Raw genomic sequence first — 26,160 nt, forward strand, 5'->3', positions numbered from 1 at the left:
GGCCGGTCAGTGCGGCTTGGCTTCGGAGGAGGTGCGACCACCAAAGCGGCTGCGGACTACACCAATGATCATCGGCACCAGCGACAGCAGAATGATGAACACCACCAGCAACGACAGGTTTTTCTTGATGAACGGTACGTTGCCGAAGAAGTAGCCCAGCGTCACCAGGCCGCCGACCCAGAAGACGGTGCCCAGCACGCTGAAACCGAAGAAACGCGGGTAGGGCATTTTCGCGATACCGGCGACGAACGGTGCAAAGGTCCGCAGGATTGGCAGGAAGCGCGCCAGGGTCACGGTTTTGCCGCCGTGCTTGTCGTAGAAGTCGTGGGTTTTTTGCAGGTAGTCGCGACGGAAGATTTTCGAGTTCGGGTTGCTGAACAGGCGTTCCCCGGCCGTTCGCCCGATCACGTAGTTGGTGCTGTCACCGAGGATCGCCGCCAGCATCAACAGGCCGCCGAGCAATACCGGGTCCATGCCACCGCCCGCTGCGACGGCGCCGGCGATAAACAGCAACGAATCACCCGGCAGGAACGGCATGACCACCAGGCCGGTTTCGCAAAAGATGACGAGGAACAGAATGGCGTAGATCCACGGACCGTAATTGGTAACCAGCAGGTCGAGGTAGACGTCGAGATGCAGGATAAGGTCTAGCGGGTTGAAATCCATGGATGGCACCTGTGTGGACGGCCCGGCTCGGCAGGCCTGTGCGGAAGCTCGGGTAATAAGGCTACAAGTGTATGTAGTGTTTCTTACAACCCTGAAAGGTCCGCATTATACGGATTGAGAGGTGAAAAGCGTGTTGGTTTTGTAGCGGGGGATGTCGCGATGCACGGTCCACAGATCGCCAGAAATGCATTGTGGGAGCGAGTTTCCTCGCGAAAGCATTCGGTCAGTTATAAATAGTCTGACTGAAAAGCCGCTATCGGGGCAGGCCCCCTCCCACAAGGTGTCAGGGCGTCAGTCTTCGCTGATCGGCAGGGTGTAGTTCTTGAACTCGGTGTCCTCGCGAAACCCGATCGACTCATAGGTCTTCTGCGCCACTTGATTGTTACTGCTGGTCGACACCCGCAGCCGCACCGCATGAGTCTCCTTGGCCATCTTCTTCGCTGTACGTATCAGGTTATCCGCCACCAGTTGCCGACGCGCGTCTTCGGCCACATAGATGTCGTTGAGTATCCACACGCGTTTGAGCGACAACGACGAAAAGCTTGGGTACAGCTGACAGAACCCCAGCAGCCGCTTGTCGTCATCGTCGGCCAGGGCCAGGTATATCACCGACTCCTTGCGGCGCAGGCGCTTTTCCAGGAAAGCCCGCGACGAATCCGGGAACGGCAGCGCCCCGTAGAACTCGCGGTATTTGACGAACAAGGGGGTCAACAGGTCCAGGTGTTCCAGGGTCGCTTGAGTGATCCGCATGCCAGGCCTCAACTTCCAAAGGGTATGACCACGCGAGCGGCCGTGACTCGATGCTGCCTAAAGACGCAAAAAAGCGCAATCGTGCCGCGATCAGTCCAACGGCGGGCTGAGCAGGAAGTTGCCTTTCATCAGGTCCGGGTCGTCGGACTCAATGGTCTGCACCTGCGCCTCATCCTTGAGGTTGACCCCCGACAACTGCCGGCGACACGCCTCTCGCATCAAGTACAGCAGGCGGTGGGCCGCCATGCCATAACTCAAGCCTTCCAAGCGCACGTTGGAGATGCAGTTGCGGTAGGCATCGGTCAGGCCGACCTTGGGGTTGTAGGTGAAATACAGCCCCAGGCTGTCCGGCGAACTGAGTCCCGGCCGTTCGCCGATCAGGATCACCACCATCTTGGCCCCCAGCAATTGCCCGATCTCATCCGCCACCGCCACGCGGCCCTGTTCCACCAGGATCACTGGTGACAAGGACCACCCCTCGGCGTGAGTCTGTTCCTCCATGCGTGCGAGAAACGGCAAGGTGTGTTTATGCACGGCCAGCGCCGACAGGCCATCGGCCACCACCACCGCCAGGTCCACACCGCCAGGATTGGCTGCCGCATAGTCGCGCAGGCTCTGGGCCGATTCATCACTCAAGCGCCGCCCCAGGTCGGGGCGTTGCAGGTAGCTATGCCGATCGACGGCCGCACTGTGCAGCAACAGGCTGTCACGCCCGCGTTCGGCCAGTTGGCTGCTGAGGCCCCCATGGTCGAAGGGCAGGTGCACTGCGTCCCGCGCCTGGGCATGGGCGAACTGGAAGTCCAACTGTGCGCTGGTCGGGATGCTCGTGCCGGTACGGCCCAGGGCAATGCGCGCCGGGGTCAGGCGGCGTAGCTCCAGCCACGGGTTTTCAGGAAGGTCGAGTTGCACGGGTGGCTCCTTCATCCCAATTGCGCCAAGGCGTGGCGAAATGCCGGGGGCAGGCTGTTGCCGAAGCGCACCTTGCCGTCGGCTTGCGTGAAGATGCCCATCTTCGCCAGCCACTGTTCAAATTCCGGTGCCGGCTTTAAACCCAGGGTTTGGCGAGCGTACAAGGCGTCATGGAATGAGGTGGTCTGGTAGTTGAGCATGATGTCGTCGGAGCCGGGGATGCCCATGATGAAGTTGATGCCGGCCACGCCGAGCAGGGTCAGCAGGGTGTCCATGTCGTCCTGGTCGGCTTCGGCGTGGTTGGTGTAGCAGATGTCGCAACCCATCGGCACCCCCAGCAGCTTGCCGCAGAAGTGGTCTTCAAGGCCCGCGCGAATGATCTGCTTGCCGTTGTACAGGTACTCGGGGCCGATAAAGCCAACCACGGTATTCACCAGGAACGGCTTGAAGTGGCGGGCCACCGCATAGGCGCGGGTTTCGCAGGTTTGCTGGTCGACGCCAAAGTGCGCATTGGCCGACAAGGCGCTGCCCTGGCCGGTTTCGAAATACATCAGGTTCTGGCCCAGGGTGCCACGGTTCAGGCTCAAGCCCGCCTCGTAGCCTTCCTGCAACACACTCAGGCTGATGCCGAAACTGGCGTTGGCCGCCTCGGTACCGGCAATTGATTGGAATACCAGGTCCAGCGGCACGCCACGGTTGATGGCTTCGATGGAGGTGGTGACGTGGGTCAGCACGCAGGCCTGGGTGGGAATGTCGTAGCGCTGGATGATCGCGTCGAGCATTTCCAGCATGGCGCAGATCGAGGCGATGCTGTCGGTGGCCGGGTTGATACCGATCATGGCGTCGCCGTTGCCGTAGAGCAGGCCGTCGAGAATGCTGGCCGCGATACCGGCCGGTTCATCCGTGGGGTGGTTGGGTTGCAGGCGGGTCGATAAGCGCCCGCGCAGGCCCATGGTGCCGCGAAACTGGGTGACCACGCGGATCTTCTGCGCCACCAGCACCAGGTCTTGCACGCGCATGATCTTGGAGACGGCGGCGGCCATTTCGGGTGTCAGCCCTGGCGCCAATGCGCGTAGGGATTGTTCATCGGCCGCATCGCTGAGCAGCCAGTCGCGCAGGCCGCCGACGGTCAGGTGGCTGACCGGGGCAAACGCCTGTTTATCATGGGTGTCGATGATCAGTCGGGTGACTTCATCGCTTTCATAGGGGATCAGCGCCTCTTGCAGAAAGTGCGTCAGCGGGATATTGGCCAAGGCCATTTGCGCCGCCACCCGCTCGCCGTCGTTCTGCGCGGCGACGCCGGCGAGAAAGTCCCCGGAGCGTGCGGGGCTGGCCTTGGCCATCACGTCCTTGAGGCTGTCGAAGCGGTAGGTTTGTGCACCCACCGCGTGGGAAAAGCTTGCCATACAGTGTCTCCTTGACGACGCGGGCAGGAACCCGCGTCGAGGTTTACGGCAGTTAGTGCAGGGCGGCCTCTGCGGCCTGGATCGCCGCGAATTCCTCTTCCGGCGTGCCCGCTACCAAGTGATGCCGGCTGTAGAAAGCAAAGTAAGCAATTAATACTCCATAGATGATCGCGGCGCCAATCACCACCCTTGGATCCACCAGAAAGCCCGCAACGACGGCCACACAGGCCAGTACCAGGGCGACACCGGACGTGAAGATGCCGCCCGGCGTGCGGTACGGGCGGTCCATTTTGGGGCGACGGATGCGCAGCGTGATGTGCGCGGCCATCATTAGCACGTAGGAAATGGTCGCGCCGAACACCGCCACCAGGATCAACAAGTCACCCTGGCCGGTCAGCGACAGGCCAAAACCGATAATGCCGGGGATCACCAGCGCCAGGACCGGCGCCTTGCTCTTGTTGGTCTGGGACAGTTTGCGCGGCAGGTAGCCGGCGCGGGACAAGGCGAAGATCTGCCGCGAATAGGCGTAGATAATCGAGAAAAAGCTGGCGATCAAGCCGGCCAGGCCGACCAGGTTGACGAAGCTGCCCATCCAGGTCGAGCCGCCATAGGACAACGCCAGCGCTTCCACCAACGGGTTGCCGGACTTGACCAGCGCATAGGTGCCGGCGCCACCCGGTGCGATCACCAGGATCAGCAGGGCAAAACTGGTCAGCACCACAATGGCGCCGATCAGGCCGCGGGGCAGGTCGCGTTTGGGGTTCTTGGTTTCTTCAGCGGCCAGGGGCACGCCCTCGACGGCAAGGAAAAACCAGATCGCATAAGGGATCGCCGCCCACACGCCAACATAGCCGAAGGGCAGGAAGGTGCTGGCGCCCTTGGCTTCGGTCACCGGGATATCCAGCAGGTTGGCGACATTGAAGTGCGGCACCATCGACACCAGGAACACGCCCAGGGCAATCGCGGCGATGGCGGTGATCACGAACATCAGCTTCAAGGCTTCACCCACGCCAAAGATGTGGATGCCAATAAAGATGATGTAGAACGCCAGGTAGATCATCCAGCCGCCAATGCCGAACAGCGACTCGCAATAAGCGCCGATAAACACCGCGATGGCGGCGGGCGCGATGGCGTATTCGATCAGGATCGCGGTGCCCGTCAGGAACCCGCCCCAGGGCCCGAAGGCGCTGCGGGCAAAACCGTAGCCACCGCCGGCAGTGGGAATCATGGAAGACAGTTCAGCCAGGGAAAAGCACATGCACAGGTACATGGTGGCCATCAGCAATGTGGCGAGGAACATGCCGCCCCAGCCACCCTGGGCCAGGCCGAAGTTCCAGCCGGCGTAGTCGCCGGAGATCACGTAGGCAACGCCAAGGCCAACTAACAGCACCCAGCCAGCGGCGCCTTTTTTGAGTTCGCGTTGTTGGAAGTATTGGGAGTCGACTTTTTCGAAGTCGACGGAAGATCCAGTCGGTTCGCTAGGCATGAAGAAGTACCTTTCATTGTTATTGTTTTTAACTCGGCCTCTGTGTGCCGAATGCAATTGGCAAGTACTTGTGGAGAGCTAAGTGTGGGAGGGGCGGTACCCCTCCCACACTTGATTGCATTTCAAATGTGGGAGGAGGGGTTAGTTAGAAGAAGCCCAACGGATTAATGTCGTAGCTCACCAGCAAGTTCTTGGTCTGCTGGTAATGATCCAACATCATCTTGTGCGTCTCACGGCCCACACCGGACTTCTTGTAACCGCCAAACGCGGCATGCGCCGGGTACAGGTGGTAGCAGTTGGTCCACACGCGGCCGGCCTTGATCGCGCGGCCCATGCGGTAAGCGCGGTTGATGTCGCGGGTCCACAGGCCGGCACCCAGGCCGAACTCAGTGTCGTTGGCAATCGCCAGGGCTTCGGCTTCGTCCTTGAAGGTGGTGATGCTCACCACCGGGCCAAAGATTTCTTCCTGGAACACGCGCATCTTGTTGGTGCCCTTGAGCAGGGTCGGCTGGATGTAATAGCCGGTGGCCAGATCGCCGGTCAGCTTCTCCACCTTGCCGCCGGTCAGCAGCTCGGCGCCTTCGCCCTTGGCGATTTCCAGGTAGGACAGGATCTTGTCGAACTGCTGCTCGGACGCCTGGGCGCCGACCATGGTGTCGGTGTCGAGTGGGTCGCCACGCTTGATCGACTCAACCTTCTTCATCACCACTTTCATGAAGTCGTCGTAGATCGACTCTTCCACCAGTGCGCGCGATGGGCAGGTGCACACTTCGCCCTGGTTGAAGAAGGCCAGTACCAGGCCTTCGGCGGCCTTTTCGATGAACTGCGGTTCGGCGTTCATGATGTCGGCGAAGAAGATGTTCGGCGACTTGCCGCCCAGTTCCACGGTCGACGGAATGATGTTCTCGGCCGCGCAATGCATGATGTGCGCGCCCACCGGGGTGGAGCCGGTGAAGGCGATCTTGGCGATGCGCTTGCTGGTGGCCAGGGCTTCGCCCGCTTCTTTGCCGAAGCCGTGCACCACGTTGAGCACGCCGGGTGGCAGCAGGTCGCCAATGACTTCCATCAGCACGTTGATGCCCAGTGGGGTTTGCTCGGCGGGCTTGAGCACCACGCAGTTGCCGGCGGCCAGGGCCGGGGCGAGTTTCCAGGCGGCCATCAGCAGCGGGAAGTTCCACGGGATGATCTGGCCAACCACGCCCAGGGGCTCATGGAAGTGGTAGGCGGCGGTGTGCTCGTTGATTTCGGCAGTGCTGCCTTCCTGGGCACGGATGCAGCCGGCGAAGTAGCGGAAGTGGTCGGCGGCCAGCGGAATGTCGGCGTTGAGGGTTTCACGCACGGCCTTGCCGTTGTCCCAGGTTTCGGTGATGGCCAGCAGTTCGAGGTTCTGTTCGATGCGGTCGGCGATTTTCAGCAGTACCAGCGCGCGGTCCTGGGCCGAGGTCTTGCCCCAGGCGTCAGCGGCGGCATGGGCGGCGTCCAGCGCTTTGTCGATGTCTTTGGCAGTGGAGCGGGGGAACTCGGCGATGGGCTTGCCGTTGACCGGCGAGGTGTTGGTGAAATAGTTGCCATCGACCGGCGCAACGAATTCGCCCCCGATGTAGTTGCCGTACTTGGCCTTGAACGAAACGATCGCGCCTTCAGTACCGGGGTGTGCGTAACGCATGATGGGTATCTCTTGGCTTTTATGTTTATTGGAGTGCAGCGCGGCAAGCGCTTGTTAAAGCGTAGAGCAAAGGTTGGGCCACTGCTTTGCGGGCCAGGTAAATCAAGGGCTTGGTCGTTGTTGCAAAGCGTTGCTGTGGCAGCCGTGGTACAGGCGCAGTGACAGTTTGTGCCATAAACGGTACAGCCTATGACCAGTGGGTCGGCTCGGGATTGCAAAGGTCGGATGGCTGGGGGATGCTGGGGGCTCTCACGTAGAGAGAATAATAAGAACATGCAGAACGATCATTTCAGTCGCCATGCCCAGCAAGTCCTCACCGTGGCCCAAGGGCGCGACCCGTCCAGTGACCCGTCGATCGCCCGCTCCTGGCTGAGGTGCCTGGAGGACTACCACCTCGACCCTGCGCAAACCATCGCCCCTACCGTGCTCGAACATGGCCGCCTGCTGGAAAGCCGCGAGCGCCTGCAACAGGTGCTGCACATCGCCGGCAGCGAGATGAACAGCCTGCATCAACAGCTCTCGGGCGCCGGCCATGCAGTGTTGTTGACCGATGCGCGCGGGGTGATCCTCAACTGTGTCACCGCGTCGAGTGAGCGCAAGATTTTCGAGCGCGCCGGGCTGTGGCTGGGCGCGGACTGGAGCGAGGCCTGCGAAGGCACCAACGGCATCGGCACCTGCCTGGTGGAGCGCCAGTCGTTGACGATTCATCGTGATGAACACTTCCGTGGCCGGCATACCGGGCTGACCTGCTCGGCCAGCCCGGTGTTCGACCCTCATGGCGAATTACTGGCGGTGCTGGATGTGTCCTCGGCCAGGGAAGCGGTGTCGCGCCAGAGCCAGTTTCACACCATGGCGCTGGTCAATCTCTCGGCGAAGATGATCGAGAGTTGTTACTTCCTGCGGCATTTCGAGAACCAATGGTTGCTGCGCTTTCATTTACAGGCGGAATCGGTGGGCCTGTTCAGCGAGGGGTTGCTCGCGTTCGACGGCGAAGGGCGTATCTGTGCGGTCAACCAGAGCGCGTTGAACCTGCTGGGGCAGGTTCGCGGCGGCTTGCTCGGGCAGCCGGTGGAGGCGTTGTTCGAGTGTTCGCTGGATCAGCTGCTCGGTCGCGCCAGCGCAAATGCCACCGCCAGTTGGCCGTTGCGTACCCGGGATGGCCGGCATTTGTTCGCGGCCCTGCGCGGTCAGCCTCGCGGCGTAGGGGTACCCGCCCCCATTGCCAAGTTGCCGGAGCCACCACGGCTGCCCGGTATCTGCCTGGGTGACCCGGCCTTGCAAAACGATTTCCGTAAGGCGTTGCGAGTATTCGAGCGCGACGTGCCGTTGCTGATCAATGGCGAGACCGGCTCCGGCAAGGAGGCGTTCGCAAAGGCGGTGCACCATGCCAGCCAGCGCGCCGACAAAGCCTTTGTTGCGCTCAACTGCGCGGCTATCCCGGAAAGCCTGATCGAAAGCGAACTGTTCGGCTACCGCGGCGGCAGCTTTACCGGCGCGCGCAAGGAGGGCATGCAGGGCAAGTTGCAACAGGCTGATGGCGGTACGCTGTTCCTCGATGAAATCGGCGATATGCCCCTGGCGTTGCAGACGCGGCTATTAAGGGTGCTGGAGGACCGCATGGTCGTGCCTCTGGGCGGTGAGCCCCAGGCGATCGATGTCAGGATCATCAGCGCGACCCACAGGGATTTGCTCGGGCGTGTGGCGGACGGCAGTTTCCGCGAAGATCTGTATTACCGGCTCAACGGCCTGGAAGTCGGGTTGCCGCCATTGCGTGAGCGCAGTGATAAATCTCAATTGCTGGATTTCCTGCTGGCAGAAGAGGCGGGCGGGCAGGCCGTGTTGCTTGAGCTGGCGGCGCGTTCGGCGCTGCTTCGCTTTGCCTGGCCCGGCAATGTCCGGCAGATGCGTACCGTGCTGCGTACGCTGGCGGCGCTGTGTGACGACGGGCGAGTCGGCCTTGAGGACCTGCCCGCGCAGATCCGCCAGGCCCAGGCGCAACCGGTGGCCGAGGCCCTGTCCATGGAGTCGCCTCTGGAGGACGCCGAGCGCCTGGCGTTGCTCACGGCGCTGGAGCAACAGCGCTGGCACATGACCCACACGGCGGAACAGCTGGGTGTCAGCCGCAACACCCTCTATAGAAAGCTGCGCCGGCACGGTATTGCCCGCGCCTCCCTATGATCGGGTCCTACAGCTAAAAGGTGCGATTTTTGCCCCCCTGCGCTAACCTGCCTCGATGTTTTACGAGGTCGACTATGCACATTCATATTCTTGGTATCTGCGGCACGTTCATGGGCTCGATGGCGGTTCTGGCCAAAGAGTTGGGCCATCACGTTACCGGCTCCGACGCCAATGTTTACCCGCCCATGAGCACACAGTTGCAGGCCCAGGGCATTGAGCTGACGCAGGGCTACGACCCATCCCAATTCGATCCGGTCCCCGACCTGGTGGTGATCGGCAACGCCATGTCCCGTGGCAACCCAGCGGTCGAGTACGTCCTGAACAAAGGCTTGCCCTATGTCTCCGGCCCGCAATGGCTGGCTGATCACGTGCTGCAAGGCCGCTGGGTATTGGCGGTCGCCGGCACCCATGGCAAGACCACCACCAGCAGCATGCTGGCCTGGGTCCTGGAGCATGCGGGCATGAGCCCGGGATTCCTGATCGGCGGCGTGCCGCAGAATTTCTCGGTGTCGGCGCGCCTGGGCGATACGCCGTTCTTCGTGATTGAGGCCGATGAGTACGACAGCGCCTTCTTCGACAAACGTTCCAAGTTCGTCCACTACCGCCCGCGCACTGCGATCCTCAATAACCTTGAGTTCGATCACGCGGACATCTTCCCCGATTTGCAGGCCATCGAGCGGCAGTTCCACCACTTGGTGCGCACGATTCCAAGCGAAGGTCTGGTGATCCACCCGACTACCGAGCCGGCCTTGCAGCGCGTGATCGACATGGGCTGCTGGACCCCGGTGCAAACCACCGGTGCGGGCGGGCAGTGGCAGGTCAAGTTGCTCAGCGAGGACGGCTCACGCTTTGAAGTGCTGTTCGAAGGCCAGGCCCAGGGCATCGTCGAATGGGATATGACCGGCCAGCACAACGTAGCCAACGCCCTGGTGACCCTGGCAGCCGCGCGCCATGTGGGCGTGGTGCCGTCGATGGGCATTGCCGCGTTGAGCGCATTCAAAAGCGTGAAGCGCCGCATGGAGAAGGTCGCCGACGTGAATGGGATTACCATCTACGACGACTTTGCCCACCACCCGACGGCGATTGCCACCACCCTTGATGGCCTGCGCAAGCGGGTTGGGGATGCGCCGATCATCGCCATTGTCGAGCCGCGCTCCAACTCCATGAAACTCGGCGCGCACCGCGACGGCTTGCCGGAAAGTGTCAACGACGCCGACCAGGTGGTGTGGTATGCACCGGCCAACCTCGGTTGGGACCTGCCCGCGATTGCGGCGCTTTGCAGCGTGCCGTCGAAGGTCTGTGATTCCATTGAAGGCATCATCGAATTCGTCAAGCAACAGGCCAAGCCTGGCACCCACGTGGTGGTCATGAGCAACGGCGGCTTTGGCGGCTTGCATGGCAAGTTGGCCGAGGCGCTGAAATGAGCGGCCCGGAACGCGTTACCCTGGCGATGACCGGCGCGTCCGGCGCGCCCTATGGCCTGCGCCTGCTGGACTGCCTGGTGCGCGAAGAACGTGAGGTCCACTTCCTGATTTCCAAGGCCGCGCAACTGGTGATGGCCACCGAGACGGACGTGGCGCTGCCGCCCAAGGTGCAGATGATGCAAGCCTTCCTCACCGAGTACACCGGTGCGGCGGCAGGGCAGATCAAGGTCTATGGTAAGGAAGATTGGATGTCGCCGGTCGCCTCGGGCTCCGGCGCGCCAGCGGCGATGGTGGTGGTGCCGTGTTCCACCGGGACCTTGTCGGCGATTGCCACGGGCGCCTGCAACAACCTGATCGAACGCGCGGCGGATGTGACGCTCAAAGAGCGCCGCCAGTTGATCCTGGTGCCACGCGAAGCGCCGTATTCGAGCATTCACCTGGAGCACATGCTCAAGTTGTCGAACATGGGCGTGACCATCTTGCCGGCATCGCCTGGTTTCTATCACCAGCCGCAGACCATCGATGACCTGGTGGACTTCGTGGTGGCCCGGATTCTCAACCTGCTGAATATTCCCCAGGACATGTTGCCGCGCTGGGGTGAGCATCATTTGAGCAGCGATGAATAAGGCCCTGCTGGTCATCCTGGCGTTGCAACTGGCCGGCTGCGCCACCGCGCGTACGCTGGATGCGGCCAAGCCCGGCGCGCCGGTGGTGTATGCCGGCACGCGGCTGGATTTGTATGCGATGAATGGCGGCTGCTGCGCCATGGACCGGTTTGGTGCGCAGGCGCCGAGCTATCCCGGTGTCGACCTGCCAGCCAGTGCATTGCTTGATACGCTGCTGTTGCCGCTGTCGGTGTTGACGGTGCTCGGTGTGGGGTTTAACGCCACGGGCGGGCTCTAGCCTGGATTTTAAAGGCACCCCAAAACCAATGTGGGGGGCTAGTTATAGGCATAGAACGAGCAAACACTAACCTGTGGCCAGCGGGCGTGTTGTGGCGAGCGGGCTTACTGTGGCGAGCGGGCTTGCCCTAATGCCGTTCAGTTAAGGCTTTTTTGTAGGAGCGAGCTTGCTCGCGAAGAACTCAGAACGGAACGGCAAGGGTCACCAACTCGTCACCGAATACCGCTACGACTGCCAGCATCGGCTGATCGGCATTACCCAGCCCGACGGCCAAACCGCGAGCTATCGCTACGATCCGTTTGGGCGACGAATCAGCAAAACCGTCGACAACATCACCACCGAGTTTTTCTGGCAAGGCGACAAGCTCATCGCCGAACACCACGCCGAAAAGCATCGCAGCTACCTCTACGAACCGGACAGCTTTCGCCCACTGGCGCTATTGGAAGGCTTCGGCCCAAAAGAAACGAAGCCCTACCACTACCAACTCGACCACCTCGGCACCCCGCAGGAGCTCACCAACCCCGAGGGTGAAATCGTCTGGTCCGCCCACTACCGCGCCTACGGCGAAATCACCCGGCTCGACATCGGAACAGTCGACAACCCACTGCGTTTTCAGGGTCAGTACTTCGATCAGGAAAGCGGGCTGCACTACAACCGCCATCGCTACTACAATCCGGATGTTGGTCGTTACCTGACACCGGATCCGGTGAAGTTGGCGGGTGGGATCAATGGGTACCAGTACGTGCCTAACCCTACGGGGTGGGTTGACCCGTTGGGACTGAATACTTGTCCCGGTGGAGACAGATGCAAGCCATCTGTCGATGCCAAAAATCCGAAGATAAATGCTAACTCCAATCCGGGCGAACCTGCCCTGCCATCCGCATCAGGAGAGATGGTCAGGGTTAGACACTACACCAATAGGAAGGGATTGAATGGAATAGAGCAAGATGGAGAAATTTTAGCGCTTGACAACAATAGAGTTTACGTAGAACGAGCAAGAAGTAAGATTCTAAGCGCTGCTGATGTACAAAAGCGCTATCAGGTCGATATAAGCCGGGGTCGAGACTACGTAGAAACTGACGTTCCGAAACACATGCTGAAAGAGAAGAAAAACCCAAGGTACGGCTCGTTAGAGCTGACAATTTGGGGAAATCTAAAATTAATAAATCCTACTTTCGTCAGGAGAAAGTGAAATGTTGGATGCAAACAAAAAAATAACCATCTCTGGAGAAGACGCTCTGGAAGCACTGGCAGAAATCGAATTCATGTTAGTTTCACTGCGCAAAATGGGCACCTACTATATTGATAAACCCTGCGAAGACTATCAGCGAGCCACTACGGACTTTATTGACAACGCTCGAATTACATCGAGGCTCGCCAAAGTAAGAGGACTAATCACTGCAGGATTCGACACAACTTTGGGCGACGACGACATGGATGACTTAGAGCGCTACATGCAAGGCTTGGAATTCTGGAAGCCCACATAACACCAAAGCCTTGGCAGAAAGGGGACAGAACTATTTATAGACTAAAGATCCGACTCGCTGTTTTCGATCAAATAAATCTGCCCCCAGCCCCCTATCTAGCAATAAAAGTCGTACCACACTCTTACGAAGAAGGGCACGGAACCGGATTTTTACCGGGTGAAAAACATCCAGGAAGCTGATATGAAAAAAATCCCTGTGGCAGATGGAACAATTGAAAAACTGATTTGCAACCGCAATACATTGATAATGGAGTTTACAGACTGGCAGGAAAAACGTTGGAATATAACCTTTAACGACCTAGTTGCCTTTCAAGGCTTAGGCCCTGTCGGCACCGAAATATGCGACATGTACGAAGAGGAAAACACATGGCTTTCGCAAGAAGCCACTAGACTGGAGCCTGGTGAAACTGGAATAACCTACTGCTTTACATCGAGTAATGGCGGAAAAACAATTCTTCTCGTAGTTGCTGGCAGCTATAGCGCACAAGAGATATGACATTGACTGACGCGGAGTAGAAAGGGCGCAATCAAATAATTCCGCCCCCTTTTTCCAAAAACCGTATTACAAATAACTAAAAGGTTCGCAAAAAAAAATGAGCTATTTTGATGACGAGCTAATTGCGGAACTGAGATCCCACAACATTGCCTTTAATATTCTTCCTGCCAATGATCACGCTTCCATTGTTAGAGAGATCAATGAAAACATCCCTTTCTCAGGAAGCAAAATTGCCTGGAGCAAATTAAACAACAGCATGAACTTTGGGGGCGACCTTACGGACTCGCCGACCTCACGACTGGCCAAGGAAATCAAAAAAGTCGCCGACGACACAATAATTATTGTGGGTGATTCGGTTTGTGACGACGCTTACTGCATAAACCTCGAACAACTAGAAGAGGCACTCAGCGTTTTCTCCGAAATACCACAGCACACATATATAGTTCAAAAACAGCTAAACTGGATTGCTTGTATTTCATTTGAGGGCGATATCGACTTTGCACTATTGAAGCCCTCCATACCACAAACTCCCAGACGTTGAGACGTGAACAGTGATAGCCATATAGAGAAACTAGTAGACGCAGAACGAAACTTATCTTCGCAGCACAAACCTTACTCTAGACCGCAGGCGTTCGCGGACAACACCATTGAAAAAACGCTATACAAACAAATGAAACAAAGCTACGCATTAGTGCCACCTTTAGCACTAGAGATATTTGCGCACGAGTGCTTTTAACAAAAACACACCAGCCATAAATTTTATAGATCAGCAAAACAGTTTATGGAGCGGATCAAACTCAACGATCTAGTTGCCTTACAAATGATAGGCGCCGCCGGGCCTAAAATAGGCGACATGTACAATGAATAAGACTCTAGCCCCTCACAAAAAAGTCATAAAGCTTGAAGCTAGTGAAGCGAGAAAGCTACTGCTTTATGGCGAATAATACCGGAGAGGGCATCTTCCAGTGGTTGCTGATAGTTATATCGCCCAGAAGGTAAAATCAAAACCTCACATCGCCATAGCTACAGAAAATAACGACAGCCTGACTAGACCCTGAGCCGAATCCGCAGCACAATCGGTTCACAAAATGAGCCGAATAACCTCTTTATTCGGCTCACGCACCCCAGGCATTCCACCATGGCTCATCCACACTGGATCTGGCAACACGCCGACTGGCCTCATTTCCACTGGCAACCCGGTCGCCTTGCGGCTTTGCTGCGCGAGTGCGGGCACGCCCAAGGCAAGCTTTTGGGCATGCTCGGCTCCGTCAGCCAAGCAGTCAGCGCACAAAATGAACTGGATGCGCTGCTGCAAAATATCCTGACGTCCTCGGCGATTGAGGGCGAGCTGTTGAATGTCGGCTCGGTGCGCTCGTCCCTGGCAAGGCGGATGGGCCTGGAAGCAATGGAAGACGGTCAGGTAAGCCGCCGTAGCGAAGGCCTCGCCGAGTTGATGATGGATGCCACTCAACAATTCACCCAGCCTTTTACCCTCGCCCGCTTATTGAACTGGCATCACTTATTGTTCCCGGCCCCAGAAGCAGGCTATGCCGCCAGAGCGCTCAATATTGGGGCATTGAGGGGGGATGAGCCGATGCAGGTAGTGTCGGGCCGGCTTGATCGGCCGACCGTGCATTTCGAGGCGCCACCACGTCTGGGGCTGGAGCAGGCACTGGCGGATTTTCTGGAGTGGTTCGAAATCAGCCGCGATCAGCCGGAGCTGGACCCTCTGGTACGCGCCGGCGTCGCGCACTTCTGGTTTGTCACACTGCATCCCTTCGATGACGGCAATGGTCGCCTGACGCGCGCCATCACCGATTTGGCACTGGCCCAGGGTGAACACCAGGCCATCCGTTTCTATGCCATGTCAGCCAGCATCCTCGAAGACCGCACCGGCTATTACAACGCGCTGGAATCCAGCCAGAAGGCCTCACTGGATATCACGGACTGGCTGGAGTGGTTCCTTAAAACCCTGTTACGCAGCGTGCAGCAGGCCATGGCGCGGATTGACCGAGTGCTGGAAAAGAGTCGGTTCTGGCAGCAACACCGCGACCTCCCTTTGTCGGCTGAACAGATCAAGGTCCTCAATCGCCTGCTCGACGGTGGTGAGAAGGGCTTCGAACACGGCATCAGCGCTGCGCAGTACCAGGCGGTCGCAAAGGTCTCCAAGGCGACAGCGACGCGACACCTGACCGACCTGCTGGAAAAAAACTGCCTGGTCCGCCTCCCCGGAGGCGGCCGCAGCACGCGATATCAGGTCAATACAGGGGGCGAGTGACACCCCACTCATTTGCCCCCATCCCCCATGTCTGCTAGTGTCGCGCCGGTTTACCGTCTACCGGAATAGCCGCCATGGCCCGCAAAAAAGTTGCACTCGATTTCGAACAATCCCTCGCCGACCTGCAAACATTGGTCGAGCGTCTGGAGAACGGCGAGTTGTCGCTGGAGGACTCGCTGACGGCGTTTGAGCAAGGCATCGGCCTGACCCGTGACTGCCAGAGCGCGTTGGCGCAGGCGGAGCAGAAGGTCCAGGTGTTGCTGGAGCGCGACGGGGAGTTGGCCGAAGAACCTTTCGATGCGGAACAGCCGGAATGATCGACGCGTATCAGGCCAGCAGCCAAGCCCGGGTGAATGCGGCGCTGGAGCCCTTGTTTGTTGCGCCAAGCCCGGAAATGAAGCGTCTCTATGAAGCCATGCGCTACAGCGTGATGAATGGCGGCAAGCGTGTGCGCCCGTTGCTGGCGTATGCGGCCTGTGAAGCCTTGGGCGCACCGGCCGAAGAAGCGAATGGCGCGGCGTGTGCGGTTGAGTTGATTCACGCGTATTCCCTGGTGCATGACGATTTGCCGGCGATGGACGACGACGATCTGCGTCGTGGTCAACCCACCACCCATAAAGCCTTTGATGAAGCCTATGCGATCCTGGCCGGCGACGGTTTGCAGAGCCTGGCGTTCAGCGCCTTGCTGGACCCGGCGCTGAGCAGCGTCAATGCCGAGATCCGCCTGCGTATGGTGACCGCGTTGGCCCTGGCTGCGGGCCCGGCCGGCATGGTCGGCGGGCAGGCGATCGACATGGGGTCGGTCAGCCTCAAGCTGGATCAGCAAGCCCTCGAACATATGCATCGCCACAAGACCGGCGCATTGATAGAAGCTGCCGTGCACCTCGGTGCCCTGGCCAGTGGCCGGGCCGAAGCGCCGCAGTTGGCGGCCTTGCAAACCTATTCCCGGGCCATCGGCCTGGCGTTCCAGGTACAGGACGACATTCTCGACGTGGAAAGTGACACCGCCACCCTGGGCAAACGCCAGGGTGCGGATATCGCACGGGACAAACCGACTTATCCTGCATTGCTCGGGCTTGAAGCTGCCAAGGCGTATGCCATCGAGCTACGCGACCAAGCCCTGGCCGCCCTGCGACCTTTCGACGCGGCAGCCGAGCCGCTGCGGCACCTGGCGCGGTATATCGTCGAACGTCGGCACTGATAACTGCGGCCATTGCAGCCGCATATCAGCCAAGTTCGGCGCTCTGCGTGGGCAGTTTGCGATGCTTGAGGTAAACTGCCGCCTCTTCTATACCTATAACGATTCGCCTGATGCCCACGACGTTTCAAGAGATTCCCCGCAAACGCCCGTCCACGCCCCTGCTCGACCGTGCTGCCACGCCGGACGGCCTGCGTCGTCTGGGTGAAGCCGAGCTGGAAACCCTGGCCGATGAGTTGCGCCTGGAATTGCTCTACACGGTCGGCCAGACCGGTGGGCATTTCGGTGCAGGCCTGGGCGTCATCGAGCTGACCATCGCGCTGCATTACGTGTTCGACACCCCGGACGACCGGCTGGTGTGGGACGTGGGTCACCAGGCGTATCCGCATAAGATCCTCACGGGCCGCCGCGAGCGCATGAGCACCTTGCGCCAGAAGGACGGCATTGCTGCCTTCCCGCGTCGTTCCGAGAGCGAGTACGACACCTTTGGTGTCGGCCACTCGAGCACCTCCATCAGTGCAGCGCTGGGGATGGCGATTGCCGCCCGCCTGCAAGGCAGCGATCGCAAGGCGATTGCCGTGATTGGTGATGGTGCACTGACCGCCGGCATGGCCTTCGAGGCGCTCAACCACGCGCCGGAAGTGGATGCCAATATGTTGGTGATCCTCAACGACAACGACATGTCGATCTCGCGCAATGTCGGTGGCTTGTCCAATTACCTGGCCAAGATCCTCTCCAGCCGTACCTACGCGAGCATGCGCGAAGGCAGCAAGAAAGTGCTGTCACGCCTGCCCGGCGCGTGGGAAATCGCGCGGCGCACCGAGGAATATGCCAAGGGCATGCTGGTGCCCGGCACGCTGTTCGAGGAACTGGGCTGGAACTACATCGGCCCGATCGACGGCCACGACCTGCCGACCCTGATCGCCACGTTGCGCAACATGCGTGACCTTAAGGGCCCGCAATTCCTGCATATCGTTACCAAGAAGGGCAAAGGCTTCGCCCCGGCCGAAGTCGACCCGATTGGCTACCACGCCATCACCAAGCTCGAACCCCTGGACGCCCCCGCCGCCGCACCGAAAAAGGCCAGTGGGCCGAAGTATTCCGGGGTGTTCGGCGAATGGCTGTGCGACATGGCCGCTGCCGACCCGCGCCTGGTGGGGATTACCCCGGCGATGAAGGAAGGCTCCGACCTGGTGGCCTTCAGCGAGCGTTTCCCGCTGCGTTACTTCGACGTCGCGATTGCCGAACAACACGCCGTGACCTTCGCTGCCGGCATGGCCTGTGAAGGCGCCAAGCCGGTGGTGGCGATCTATTCCACCTTCCTGCAACGCGGTTATGACCAGTTGGTGCATGACGTGGCGGTGCAGAACCTCGACGTGCTGTTTGCCATCGACCGCGCTGGCCTGGTCGGCGAAGACGGCCCGACCCATGCCGGCAGTTTCGACCTGTCCTACCTGCGTTGCATCCCCGGCATGCTGGTGATGACGCCGAGCGACGAGAACGAACTGCGCAAGATGCTCAGCACCGGCCACCTGTATAACGGCCCGGCCGCTGTGCGTTACCCGCGAGGCAATGGCCCGAACGCGGTGATCGAGAAAGACCTGGCGCCTATCGAGATCGGCAAAGGGATCCTGCGTCGCCAAGGCAGCAAGGCCGCCTTCCTGGTGTTTGGCGTGCAATTGGCCGAAGCGCTGAAAGTCGCCGAGAAGATCGATGCCACCGTGGTCGACATGCGCTTCGTCAAGCCGCTGGATGAAGCCCTGGTACGCGACATCGCCGCCAGCCATGAATTGCTGGTGACGGTTGAAGAGAACGCCATCATGGGCGGTGCCGGTGCCGCCGTCAGCGAGTTCCTGGCGCGCGAGAATATCCTCAAGTCGGTGTTGCACCTGGGCCTGCCGGATATGTACGTCGAACACGCCAAGCCGGCGCAGATGCTGGCGGAGTGCGGGTTGGACGAAGCAGGAATCGAAGCCTCCGTGCGCGAGCGTATGACCCTGCTGGGGCTGTAGAAACCGGCTCAACATGTGGGAGGGGGCTTGCCCCCGATAGCGGCAGTTCAGTCAACTACGATGCTGACTGACAAGGCGCCATCGGGGGCAAGCCCCCTCCCACATTTGATTTGCGTCACCTTCAAACGCCATGGACAGCCCCATGAGACATCTTCGCCTCGCCCTCTCCCTGCTGCTTCTGCCCTCCCCTGAATTGCTCGCCGACACCCGAGACGATGCGCTGAAACTCCCCGATGTGGTCATCAGCGCCAACCGCCAGGTCCAGGCGCGCAACGACAGCAGCGCCGCCAACACCGTCTTCACCCGCGACGACATCGACCGCCTGCAACCCACCAGCCTGACCGACCTGCTCAGCCGCGTCCCCGGAGTGCAAGTTGCGCCCACCGGCGGCCGTGGCAGCCTTCCAGGCATTTACCTGCGTGGCACCAAGTCCGCACAAAGCCTGGTGCTGGTGGACGGCCAGCGCATCGCCAATACCACCTCCGGCGACAGTGGCCTGCAGTACCTGAACGTCGATCAGATCGAGCGGGTGGAAGTGCTGCGCGGTTCGCGCTCGGTGATCTACGGCAGCGACGCGATCGGCGGGGTGATCCAGGTGTTTACCCGGCGCAATGCCGAACAGGGCCTGCAACCACGCTTGAACCTGGGCTTGGGCAGCCACCAGTCCTGGGAGCGCAGCCTCGGATTATCCGGCGGTGATGAACACACTCGCTTCAACCTGGGCGCGAGCCTGGATGAAACCGCCGGCATCAATTCGACGCACACGTCATTCCCCAGCGATGGCGATCGGGATGCCTACCGCAACCAGTCCGTCAGCCTGAACCTCAGCCATGCCTTCAGTGAGGCGCTGGAGGTGGGTTTCAATCTCCTGGACAGCCGCGGCAAGTCGGAATACGACAACAGCTTCGGGCGCTACGTCGCCGCCACCGGGCAGACCGTCGGCCAGAAACCCTACACCGACTACGCCGTGAGCAGCGCCAGCGGTTATGTCGACGCCGAACTCAATGAGCACTGGCAGTCGCGCCTGGAACTGGGCCATAGCGAGAACCGCGATACCAAGCGCGATACCCTCAGCGAGGATTTCAGCGTGTTCAATACCTACCGCGACTCGGTCAACTGGCAGAACGACCTGACGCTGGATGACCAGAACAGCCTGATCCTCGGCGGCGACTGGTACGAAGACCGCTTCCACGGTTCCACCTCCTTTACCGAAAACAGCCGCTGGAACCGCGCCGCCTTCGTGCAGCACCGCTTCCACGGCCAGGGGTTTTCCACCGAGCTGGGCCTGCGCCGCGACCAGAACCAGCAATTCGGCGCCCAGAACAGTTGGAGCGGCACCCTCACCGTGCCGATCAACCCGGACAATGATGTGCTGCTCAGCTACAGCGAGGGCTTTCGCGCGCCGACCTTTAACGACCTTTATTATCCGGACACCCAGTACAGCAACCCCAACCTGCAGCCAGAGACCTCAAAGAGTTACGAGTTGCAATGGCGCAGCCAGCTCAGCGACCGCACACGCCTGGAAGCCTCGCTGTATCGCACCGACTTGAGCGACGCCATCATTCTCGACCGCACCAGCAAGCCGCAGAACGTCGCCGCAGCGCGTATCAACGGCTTTGAGGGCGCACTCAAACAGGAACTGTTTGGCTGGCAAGGCAACCTGGGCGTCTCGGTCATCGACCCGCGTGACCGCAACACCGGGCACACCCTGGCCCGCCGTGCACGGCGCACCGTGAGCCTGGACCTGGATCGGCAATTCGATCAATTCGGAGTCGGCGCGAGCTGGCAGGCGATCAGCAGCAGCTATGACGATGAAGACAATCGCCATCGCCTGGGCGGCTATGCCTTGTTGGGATTGCGCAGCAGTTGGGCGGTGAGCCGGGAAGTGTCGCTGTCGCTGAAGGTCGATAACCTGCTGGACAAGGCTTACGCGCGGGCGCGCTACAGCTATAACGATCCGGCATTCCTGAACAACCAGGATTATCGGGAAGAAGGTCGGGTGTGGAGGATTGGGGTGAGCTGGACGCCGGCGCTCTGAGCAAACATTCGAGGCCCGACCTCACAGGTTCGGCGCAATCACCTGGCACAACCGCGCCAGCGCCTCCAACATCTGCCCACTCGGCCGCTCCAGGCCTTTATCCGGCACTAACAACAAGCGCCCCTGCGCAACGGCAGCCACCTGCGGCCAGGCCTTCCAAGCCTCCAGCTGCGGCTGGTCACCCGCCAGGATCACCTCAGGATTACGCTGCAACACCGACTCGATGCTGACCTGCGGCGCGGGCAACTTCAGATCGTCGAACACATTGCGCGCGCCGCACACGCTGAGCGCATCGCTGATGATCTGCCCGCCGCCCACGGTGTACAGCGGCCGGTTCCACACTTGGTAAAACACGCGCAACGGTTCGGCACGCTGGTAGCGCTGGCGCAACTGAGCCAAGCGTTGGCGCAACTGGTCGGCCAATTGTCGACCGGTGTCGGCGCGCCCCAACTGCTCGGCGATGGCCTGCACCTGGGTGGTCAACTGTTCAAGGCTATGGGGTTCGGCGACGTACACCGGGATACTCAGGCGTTGCAATTGGTCTCGCTGCGCCGAATTGATGCTGCCGGGCCACAGCAGGATCAGGTCGGGCTTGAGGCTGAGCAGGCGCTCCATATTCAACTGCCCGTACTGCCCCACCGACGGCACTGTCGCCAGCGCGGCTGGCCGATCGCCGCCGTCCAGTACGCCCACCAAAAGGTCGGCAGCGCCCAGTTCAACCACGATTTCAGACAGGGATGGGGCCAGGCTGACCACCCGTTCGACCGCCAGGGCTTGGGCGCCGCACGCCAGCAGCAGGAGCGCCAGCCAGTGACGCATCATCCCAACTGACGCGGGATGCGATAGAGGTAAAACAGCACCAGGGTCGACAACGCCAGCAGAAACAGCGGCACCGCTTCCAGGCCGACGAACACCGCCAGTGCGCCAATCCAGGCCGGCACGGCAGCCACCAGCAACGCCGTGCGGCGCCGGGCCGCGAGGGTGATCCAGGCCGCGGGTTCTTCAGGGGTGTCGAGGGCTTTGGCGGTGGCGATCAGCGCGTGTTTATAGCCATGGAAAAAACGCAGGCTGAGAAACATCGAGGCCACACCGGCAATAAAGAACGGCATGGCCAGCACCGGCAGCAGGGATTCAGCGTGGCCAAAGACCAGGTTGATCACGAACAACGGCAGCAGCGCCAGGGCCAGGTACTGCCACCAGCTGAAGGACAGTCGCCGTTTTACCTGGCCTCGGGTCACGCGCGGTCGACCTCGCCCTGATGCTCGTTGCCCATCATGTGGTCGAGCTTGCTGGCCTTGGTGGCCAGGTAGAGTTTGTTGTGCGGGTTGTGCCCGGTGTGCAGCGGCACGCGCTCGGCCACGGTGATGCCCATCTCGGTCAAGGCTTTGACCTTGCGCGGGTTGTTGGTCATCAGGCGCAGGGATTTGACGCCCAGGTGCTCCAGCATCGGCAAGCAGATGCCGTAGTCCCGCTGGTCAGCAGCAAAGCCCAAGCGTTCGTTGGCTTCGACGGTGTCGGCGCCGCCATCCTGCAACTCGTAGGCGCGGATCTTGTTCAGCAGGCCAATGCCACGGCCTTCCTGGCGCAGGTACAGCAGCACGCCCCGGCCTTCACGGGCGATGGCTTGCATCGCGGCCTCCAACTGCGAGCCACAATCGCAGCGCTGGCTGAACAGCGCATCGCCAGTCAGGCACTCGGAGTGCACGCGGCCAAGTACCGGCGCGCCATCGGCGATATCACCCAGGCTGAGCACAACGTGCTCGCGCCCGGTTTCTTCTTCGAGAAAGCCATGCATGGTGAATGTGGCAAAAGGGGTAGGCAGCTTGGAAGCAGCGACGAAAACGACGGGCACCGTGTGCTCCTGATTTCAGATTTCACAGAGGCGGGCATTGTAACAGCACGTTCCTACAGACGCTTAAGCTGAATTATCGCTGATAAAGATCAATCGGTTCGATTGGCCTTCGTATCGGTTCTATGTGCAGGAACGAGGGGCCGCCTGGATCTTGCTCGCGAACCTCGTCAACGCTGACGCGCGCAGCCTGAATAAACGCGCTGTGCTTACGTTTTTCGCGAGCAAGCTCGCTCCTACAGGGCACCTGGGACGGATGAGACGCCTGTTCAGGGCGTCTCGCGAAAGTGCTGATAGCCACGCACGGCTGGGGTGATGTCCTGCCCGTTCGCGTCGAGCAGCGTCACCCCCTGCCCCGCCTCGACCCGGCCGATCACATGCACCGGCCAGCCGCCCGCCAGCAACGGCGCCAGCTCGGTCGGTGGCAGAGTGAACACCAGCACGTAGTCATCGCCACCACTCAAGGCCGCCACTCGCGCGGCATCATCCCCCACAAACGCGAGCAGGGCCTTGGACAAAGGCAGCGCCTGGCGCTCGATCAGCAGGCTGACGGACGACGCCTTGGCGATATGCCCGCAATCGGCCAGGAGCCCGTCGGAAATATCCATGGCTGATGTGGCCTTGCCCCGCAGCGCCAGGCCCAGGGCCAATTGCGGTTGCGGCGACCAGTAATGCGCCAGCAGTGGATCGGCGATGGCCGCCTCGGCGCTGCGCTGGCCCAGCACCAACGGCAAGGCGCCGGCAGCATTGCCCAGTTCGCCGCCCACACACAGCAGGTCACCCGGACGTGCACCGCTGCGCGTCAACGCCTGCCCGACCGGCACCCGGCCAAACACGGTCAGGGTCAGGCTCAGCGGCCCGCGCGTGGTGTCGCCGCCGACCAGGCCCACACCGCAGCTTTGCGCCATGGCGTTCAGCCCCTGGGCATAGCGTTGCAGCCAATCGGCATCGACCGTCGGCGTTGTCAGGGCAAGGGTAAACGCAAGGGGATGGGCGCCCATGGCGGCCAGGTCACTCACCGCCACGGCCAGCGAGCGCTGGCCAAGCAGGAACGGATCACAGGGGTCGGCAAAGTGCACGCCGGCCACTAAGGTATCGGTAGAGATTGCCAGTTGCTCCCCAAAGGGGAGCGCCAGCAGGGCGCAGTCGTCGCCGATCCCCAGGGCAATGCCTTCGCCGCCCTGCGCACAGGGCGCGGCGGCGAAGTATTTACGGATCAGCTCAAACTCGCCCATCGGGAACTCAAGCGCGGATCAGCGCTTGTGTTCCTTCACTTCGGCTTCACGCAGGCGCGGAGCCAGTTTATCGAGCACACCGTTGACGAACTTGTGGCCGTCGGTCGAACCGTAGACTTTCGCCAGTTCGATGCCTTCGTTGATCACCACGCGGTACGGCACGTCGACGCGCTTGAGCAGTTCCCAGGTGGACAGGCGCAGTACGGCCAGTTCAACCGGGTCCAGTTCTTCGATGGTCAGGTCCAGGCACGGCGTCAGTGCAGTGTCGATCTCGGTCAGGTTGGCCGGGACACCATGCAGGATGTCGTGGAAGTAGCTCTGGTCGGCGAAGGTGAAATCGTTGTCGACACGAAATTGCGCTTCGATTTCATTCAGCGAGGTACCCGCCATGTGACGCTGGTACAGCGCCTGGGTAGCGAGTTGGCGAGCTGCACGACGCTTTTCGCTTTTCGATGGCTTGCCGGCATCCGCAGGACGCTCGTCGCGCGGGTTGAAACGATCGCTCTCGTCGGAAATCACTTGGCCTCCAACTGCGACAGCAGGCTGACCATTTCCAGGGCGGACAGGGCAGCTTCAGCGCCTTTGTTACCGGCCTTGGTGCCGGAACGCTCGATGGCTTGCTCGATGGAATCCACGGTCAGCACGCCGAAGGCAACCGGCACGCCGAACTCCATGGACACCTGGGCCAGGCCCTTGGTGCATTCGCCGGCGACGTATTCGAAGTGCGGAGTACCGCCACGAATGACCGCGCCCAGGGCGATGATCGCCGCGTATTCGCCCTGCTGCGCAACTTTTTGCGCAACCAGTGGAATTTCGAAGGCGCCAGGGGCGCGGATGAGGGTGATGTCGCTTTCGCTCACACCGTGGCGAACCAGGGCGTCCACGGCACCGCTTACCAGGCTTTCAACCACGAAGCTGTTGAAACGGCCAACCACCAGGGCATAGCGGCCTTTGGGGGCGATGAAGGTACCTTCGATGGTCTTCAGGGTCATTCGACAAATCTCTTAAAGAGCCGGGACGCGAAAAGTGCGTCCCTCAGTGATGATTTAACCGCGAACAAGGGGCGAAAATCGCCGGCCTTTATTCGGAGGGCACGTATTCTACAACTTCCAGGTCGAAACCGGATATCGCATTAAATTTCATCGGTGCGCTCATCAGGCGCATTTTGCGTACGCCGAGGTCGCGCAGGATCTGCGAACCGGCCCCGACGATGCTGTAGGTGGTCGGCGTCTTGACCTGGGTGTTCTCGGCGGTTTCGCGAATATGCGCGAGCAATACGTCGCCATCCACCGGGTTGCCCAGCAGCAATACCACACCGCTGCCGGCCTCGGAAACCGCAGCCATGGCGGCGCGCAGGCTCCAACGACCGGGTTGCTTGACCATCAGCAGGTCACGCAGCGGGTCCATGTTGTGCACGCGCACCAAGGTCGGTTCTTCGGCGCAGATGGTGCCCAGGGTCAGCGCCATGTGCACATCGCCCTCAACGGAATCACGGTAGGTCACCAAATTGAATTGGCCCAGTTCGCTGTCCAGCGGCTGCTCGGCAATCCGCTGAACGGTACGTTCGTGGATCATCCGGTAGTGGATCAGGTCGGCGATGGTGCCGATCTTGAGGTTGTGTTCGGCGGCAAACGCCTCGAGCTCGGCGCGGCGGGCCATGGTGCCGTCGTCGTTCATCACTTCGCAGATCACGCCGCTCGGCTCGAACCCGGCCATGCGCGCCAGATCGCACGCGGCTTCGGTGTGGCCGGCGCGCGCGAGGGTGCCGCCCGGTTGAGCCATCAGCGGAAAAATGTGGCCAGGGCTGACGATGTCTTCGGCCTTAGCGTCTTTCGCGGCGGCCGCTTGCACCGTGCGCGCACGGTCGGCGGCGGAAATACCGGTGGTGACGCCGGTGGTCGCTTCAATCGACACGGTGAACTTGGTACCGAAACCCGAACCATTGCGCGGCGCCATCAACGGCAGCTTGAGCAACTCGCAGCGCTCGCGGCTCATGGGCATGCAGATCAGCCCACGGGCGTGCTTGGCCATGAAGTTGATGTGTTCGGCCTGGCACAGTTCGGCGGCCATGATGATATCGCCTTCGTTCTCGCGGTCTTCGTCATCCATCAGGATGACCATCTTGCCTTGGCGGATGTCTTCAACCAGTTCTTCGATGCTATTGAGCGCCACAGGGCACC

General features: G+C 60.6%; 25 protein-coding genes and 1 pseudogene. 13 read left to right on the forward strand and 13 right to left on the reverse strand.

The features are described 5' to 3' along the window. Positions 1–6: 6 nt before the first annotated feature. The 6 genes from A7317_RS25825 to A7317_RS25850 all read right to left on the reverse strand — a co-directional run bounded on the left by A7317_RS25825 (position 7) and on the right by A7317_RS25850 (position 6,883). Positions 7–666: a DedA family protein gene (locus tag A7317_RS25825; RefSeq protein WP_069077088.1), complete on the reverse strand. Its 660-nt coding sequence runs from the start codon at positions 664–666 to the stop codon at positions 7–9. Between the two features lie 291 nt (positions 667–957). Next, positions 958–1,416, reverse strand: coding sequence for a GNAT family N-acetyltransferase (locus A7317_RS25830; RefSeq protein WP_069077089.1), 459 nt, complete (start codon positions 1,414–1,416; stop codon positions 958–960). 90 nt (positions 1,417–1,506) lie between these two features. Continuing rightward, positions 1,507–2,340, reverse strand: coding sequence for an ethanolamine ammonia-lyase subunit EutC (gene eutC / locus A7317_RS25835; protein WP_069077090.1), 834 nt, complete (start codon positions 2,338–2,340; stop codon positions 1,507–1,509). Beyond that, on the reverse strand, positions 2,337–3,731 hold the full coding sequence (locus tag A7317_RS25840) for an ethanolamine ammonia-lyase subunit EutB (RefSeq protein WP_024077595.1): 1,395 nt from the start codon (positions 3,729–3,731) through the stop codon (positions 2,337–2,339). Before A7317_RS25840 ends, eutC begins: the two co-directional genes overlap by 4 nt. A 52-nt stretch (positions 3,732–3,783) precedes the next feature. Continuing rightward, positions 3,784–5,217, reverse strand: a complete 1,434-nt coding sequence (gene eat / locus A7317_RS25845; protein WP_024077594.1) for an ethanolamine permease — start codon at positions 5,215–5,217, stop codon at positions 3,784–3,786. A gap of 145 nt (positions 5,218–5,362) precedes the next feature. Then, complete coding sequence (locus tag A7317_RS25850) at positions 5,363–6,883, reverse strand: aldehyde dehydrogenase family protein (RefSeq protein ID WP_069077091.1); 1,521 nt, start codon at positions 6,881–6,883, stop codon at positions 5,363–5,365. A 273-nt stretch (positions 6,884–7,156) separates the two neighbouring features. Between A7317_RS25850 and A7317_RS25855 the strand changes: the two genes are divergently transcribed. The 13 genes and pseudogenes from A7317_RS25855 to A7317_RS25915 all read left to right on the forward strand — a co-directional run bounded on the left by A7317_RS25855 (position 7,157) and on the right by A7317_RS25915 (position 20,896). Further along, positions 7,157–9,061 (forward strand): sigma-54-dependent Fis family transcriptional regulator, encoded by a 1,905-nt coding sequence (locus A7317_RS25855; RefSeq protein WP_069077092.1) that lies wholly within the window; start codon positions 7,157–7,159, stop codon positions 9,059–9,061. Between the two features lie 74 nt (positions 9,062–9,135). Then, positions 9,136–10,485, forward strand: coding sequence for a UDP-N-acetylmuramate:L-alanyl-gamma-D-glutamyl-meso-diaminopimelate ligase (mpl, locus tag A7317_RS25860; protein WP_069077093.1), 1,350 nt, complete (start codon positions 9,136–9,138; stop codon positions 10,483–10,485). Next, positions 10,482–11,111 (forward strand): flavin prenyltransferase UbiX, encoded by a 630-nt coding sequence (ubiX, locus tag A7317_RS25865; protein ID WP_010206807.1) that lies wholly within the window; start codon positions 10,482–10,484, stop codon positions 11,109–11,111. The genes mpl and ubiX overlap by 4 nt, the downstream gene beginning before the upstream one ends. Then, complete coding sequence (locus A7317_RS25870; protein ID WP_024077590.1) at positions 11,104–11,388, forward strand: YceK/YidQ family lipoprotein; 285 nt, start codon at positions 11,104–11,106, stop codon at positions 11,386–11,388. Before ubiX ends, A7317_RS25870 begins: the two co-directional genes overlap by 8 nt. Positions 11,389–11,572: 184 nt before the next feature. Then, a pseudogene (locus A7317_RS25875) lies at positions 11,573–12,580 on the forward strand (RHS repeat-associated core domain-containing protein); the annotation flags it as partial. A gap of 1 nt (position 12,581) precedes the next feature. Then, on the forward strand, positions 12,582–12,875 hold the full coding sequence (locus tag A7317_RS25880; RefSeq protein WP_024077636.1) for a hypothetical protein: 294 nt from the start codon (positions 12,582–12,584) through the stop codon (positions 12,873–12,875). 180 nt (positions 12,876–13,055) lie between these two features. Then, positions 13,056–13,370, forward strand: coding sequence for a hypothetical protein (locus tag A7317_RS25885; protein WP_024077637.1), 315 nt, complete (start codon positions 13,056–13,058; stop codon positions 13,368–13,370). A 97-nt stretch (positions 13,371–13,467) separates the two neighbouring features. Beyond that, entirely contained in the window at positions 13,468–13,911 is a 444-nt protein-coding gene (locus tag A7317_RS25890) for a hypothetical protein (RefSeq protein ID WP_024077638.1), read from the forward strand. A 597-nt stretch (positions 13,912–14,508) separates the two neighbouring features. After that, entirely contained in the window at positions 14,509–15,648 is a 1,140-nt protein-coding gene (locus A7317_RS25895) for a Fic family protein (RefSeq protein ID WP_024077639.1), read from the forward strand. A 74-nt stretch (positions 15,649–15,722) separates the two neighbouring features. Further along, positions 15,723–15,965, forward strand: coding sequence for an exodeoxyribonuclease VII small subunit (locus A7317_RS25900; protein WP_003176346.1), 243 nt, complete (start codon positions 15,723–15,725; stop codon positions 15,963–15,965). Beyond that, positions 15,962–16,849 carry a (2E,6E)-farnesyl diphosphate synthase gene (ispA, locus tag A7317_RS25905; RefSeq protein ID WP_069077095.1) on the forward strand — a complete coding sequence of 296 codons (888 nt, stop codon included), beginning with the start codon at positions 15,962–15,964 and terminating at the stop codon, positions 16,847–16,849. The genes A7317_RS25900 and ispA overlap by 4 nt, the downstream gene beginning before the upstream one ends. Positions 16,850–16,959: 110 nt before the next feature. Continuing rightward, positions 16,960–18,858: a 1-deoxy-D-xylulose-5-phosphate synthase gene (gene dxs / locus A7317_RS25910; RefSeq protein ID WP_024077641.1), complete on the forward strand. Its 1,899-nt coding sequence runs from the start codon at positions 16,960–16,962 to the stop codon at positions 18,856–18,858. 142 nt (positions 18,859–19,000) lie between these two features. Further along, the gene (locus tag A7317_RS25915) at positions 19,001–20,896 is read left to right on the forward strand and encodes a TonB-dependent receptor domain-containing protein (protein ID WP_069077096.1); all 1,896 of its coding nucleotides are present in this window, start codon (positions 19,001–19,003) and stop codon (positions 20,894–20,896) included. Between the two features lie 21 nt (positions 20,897–20,917). Here A7317_RS25915 and A7317_RS25920 read toward each other — a convergent pair whose 3' ends face one another. The 7 genes from A7317_RS25920 to ribBA form a co-directional block, all read right to left on the reverse strand. After that, positions 20,918–21,718 (reverse strand): cobalamin-binding protein, encoded by an 801-nt coding sequence (locus A7317_RS25920; protein WP_069077097.1) that lies wholly within the window; start codon positions 21,716–21,718, stop codon positions 20,918–20,920. After that, a complete protein-coding gene (locus A7317_RS25925; protein WP_069077098.1) occupies positions 21,715–22,134 on the reverse strand; it encodes a nuclear FMR1 interacting 1 family protein in 420 nt (139 codons plus the stop codon). Before A7317_RS25925 ends, A7317_RS25920 begins: the two co-directional genes overlap by 4 nt. Then, positions 22,131–22,748, reverse strand: coding sequence for a GTP cyclohydrolase II (gene ribA / locus A7317_RS25930; protein WP_024077645.1), 618 nt, complete (start codon positions 22,746–22,748; stop codon positions 22,131–22,133). Before ribA ends, A7317_RS25925 begins: the two co-directional genes overlap by 4 nt. A gap of 266 nt (positions 22,749–23,014) precedes the next feature. Next, a complete protein-coding gene (gene thiL / locus A7317_RS25935) occupies positions 23,015–23,980 on the reverse strand; it encodes a thiamine-phosphate kinase (protein ID WP_069077099.1) in 966 nt (321 codons plus the stop codon). An 18-nt stretch (positions 23,981–23,998) separates the two neighbouring features. Continuing rightward, complete coding sequence (gene nusB, locus A7317_RS25940) at positions 23,999–24,499, reverse strand: transcription antitermination factor NusB (RefSeq protein ID WP_024077647.1); 501 nt, start codon at positions 24,497–24,499, stop codon at positions 23,999–24,001. Then, a complete protein-coding gene (ribE, locus tag A7317_RS25945; RefSeq protein ID WP_003194576.1) occupies positions 24,496–24,972 on the reverse strand; it encodes a 6,7-dimethyl-8-ribityllumazine synthase in 477 nt (158 codons plus the stop codon). The genes nusB and ribE overlap by 4 nt, the downstream gene beginning before the upstream one ends. An 88-nt stretch (positions 24,973–25,060) precedes the next feature. Next, positions 25,061–26,152 carry a bifunctional 3,4-dihydroxy-2-butanone-4-phosphate synthase/GTP cyclohydrolase II gene (ribBA, locus tag A7317_RS25950; protein ID WP_024077648.1) on the reverse strand — a complete coding sequence of 364 codons (1,092 nt, stop codon included), beginning with the start codon at positions 26,150–26,152 and terminating at the stop codon, positions 25,061–25,063. Positions 26,153–26,160 lie beyond the last annotated feature (8 nt).

This window comes from Pseudomonas fluorescens, from assembly GCF_001708445.1.
GTDB lineage: Bacteria > Pseudomonadota > Gammaproteobacteria > Pseudomonadales > Pseudomonadaceae > Aquipseudomonas > Aquipseudomonas gorinensis.

What these genes read in the sequence shown, in the direction of transcription:
- thiL (WP_069077099.1), bottom strand. Translation starts at nt 23,980, where the DNA reads ATGGGCGAGTTTGAGCTGATCCGTAAATACTTCGCCGCCGCGCCCTGT.
- dxs (WP_024077641.1), top strand. Translation starts at nt 16,960, where the DNA reads ATGCCCACGACGTTTCAAGAGATTCCCCGCAAACGCCCGTCCACGCCC.
- ubiX (WP_010206807.1), top strand. Translation starts at nt 10,482, where the DNA reads ATGAGCGGCCCGGAACGCGTTACCCTGGCGATGACCGGCGCGTCCGGC.
- mpl (WP_069077093.1), top strand. Translation starts at nt 9,136, where the DNA reads ATGCACATTCATATTCTTGGTATCTGCGGCACGTTCATGGGCTCGATG.
- A7317_RS25915 (WP_069077096.1), top strand. Translation starts at nt 19,001, where the DNA reads ATGAGACATCTTCGCCTCGCCCTCTCCCTGCTGCTTCTGCCCTCCCCT.
- A7317_RS25855 (WP_069077092.1), top strand. Translation starts at nt 7,157, where the DNA reads ATGCAGAACGATCATTTCAGTCGCCATGCCCAGCAAGTCCTCACCGTG.
- A7317_RS25870 (WP_024077590.1), top strand. Translation starts at nt 11,104, where the DNA reads ATGAATAAGGCCCTGCTGGTCATCCTGGCGTTGCAACTGGCCGGCTGC.
- A7317_RS25895 (WP_024077639.1), top strand. Translation starts at nt 14,509, where the DNA reads ATGGCTCATCCACACTGGATCTGGCAACACGCCGACTGGCCTCATTTC.
- eutC (WP_069077090.1), bottom strand. Translation starts at nt 2,340, where the DNA reads ATGAAGGAGCCACCCGTGCAACTCGACCTTCCTGAAAACCCGTGGCTG.
- A7317_RS25840 (WP_024077595.1), bottom strand. Translation starts at nt 3,731, where the DNA reads ATGGCAAGCTTTTCCCACGCGGTGGGTGCACAAACCTACCGCTTCGAC.
- A7317_RS25885 (WP_024077637.1), top strand. Translation starts at nt 13,056, where the DNA reads ATGAAAAAAATCCCTGTGGCAGATGGAACAATTGAAAAACTGATTTGC.
- A7317_RS25850 (WP_069077091.1), bottom strand. Translation starts at nt 6,883, where the DNA reads ATGCGTTACGCACACCCCGGTACTGAAGGCGCGATCGTTTCGTTCAAG.
- A7317_RS25825 (WP_069077088.1), bottom strand. Translation starts at nt 666, where the DNA reads ATGGATTTCAACCCGCTAGACCTTATCCTGCATCTCGACGTCTACCTC.
- ispA (WP_069077095.1), top strand. Translation starts at nt 15,962, where the DNA reads ATGATCGACGCGTATCAGGCCAGCAGCCAAGCCCGGGTGAATGCGGCG.
- A7317_RS25890 (WP_024077638.1), top strand. Translation starts at nt 13,468, where the DNA reads ATGAGCTATTTTGATGACGAGCTAATTGCGGAACTGAGATCCCACAAC.
- ribE (WP_003194576.1), bottom strand. Translation starts at nt 24,972, where the DNA reads ATGACCCTGAAGACCATCGAAGGTACCTTCATCGCCCCCAAAGGCCGC.
- A7317_RS25880 (WP_024077636.1), top strand. Translation starts at nt 12,582, where the DNA reads ATGTTGGATGCAAACAAAAAAATAACCATCTCTGGAGAAGACGCTCTG.
- eat (WP_024077594.1), bottom strand. Translation starts at nt 5,217, where the DNA reads ATGCCTAGCGAACCGACTGGATCTTCCGTCGACTTCGAAAAAGTCGAC.
- A7317_RS25830 (WP_069077089.1), bottom strand. Translation starts at nt 1,416, where the DNA reads ATGCGGATCACTCAAGCGACCCTGGAACACCTGGACCTGTTGACCCCC.
- A7317_RS25920 (WP_069077097.1), bottom strand. Translation starts at nt 21,718, where the DNA reads ATGATGCGTCACTGGCTGGCGCTCCTGCTGCTGGCGTGCGGCGCCCAA.
- A7317_RS25900 (WP_003176346.1), top strand. Translation starts at nt 15,723, where the DNA reads ATGGCCCGCAAAAAAGTTGCACTCGATTTCGAACAATCCCTCGCCGAC.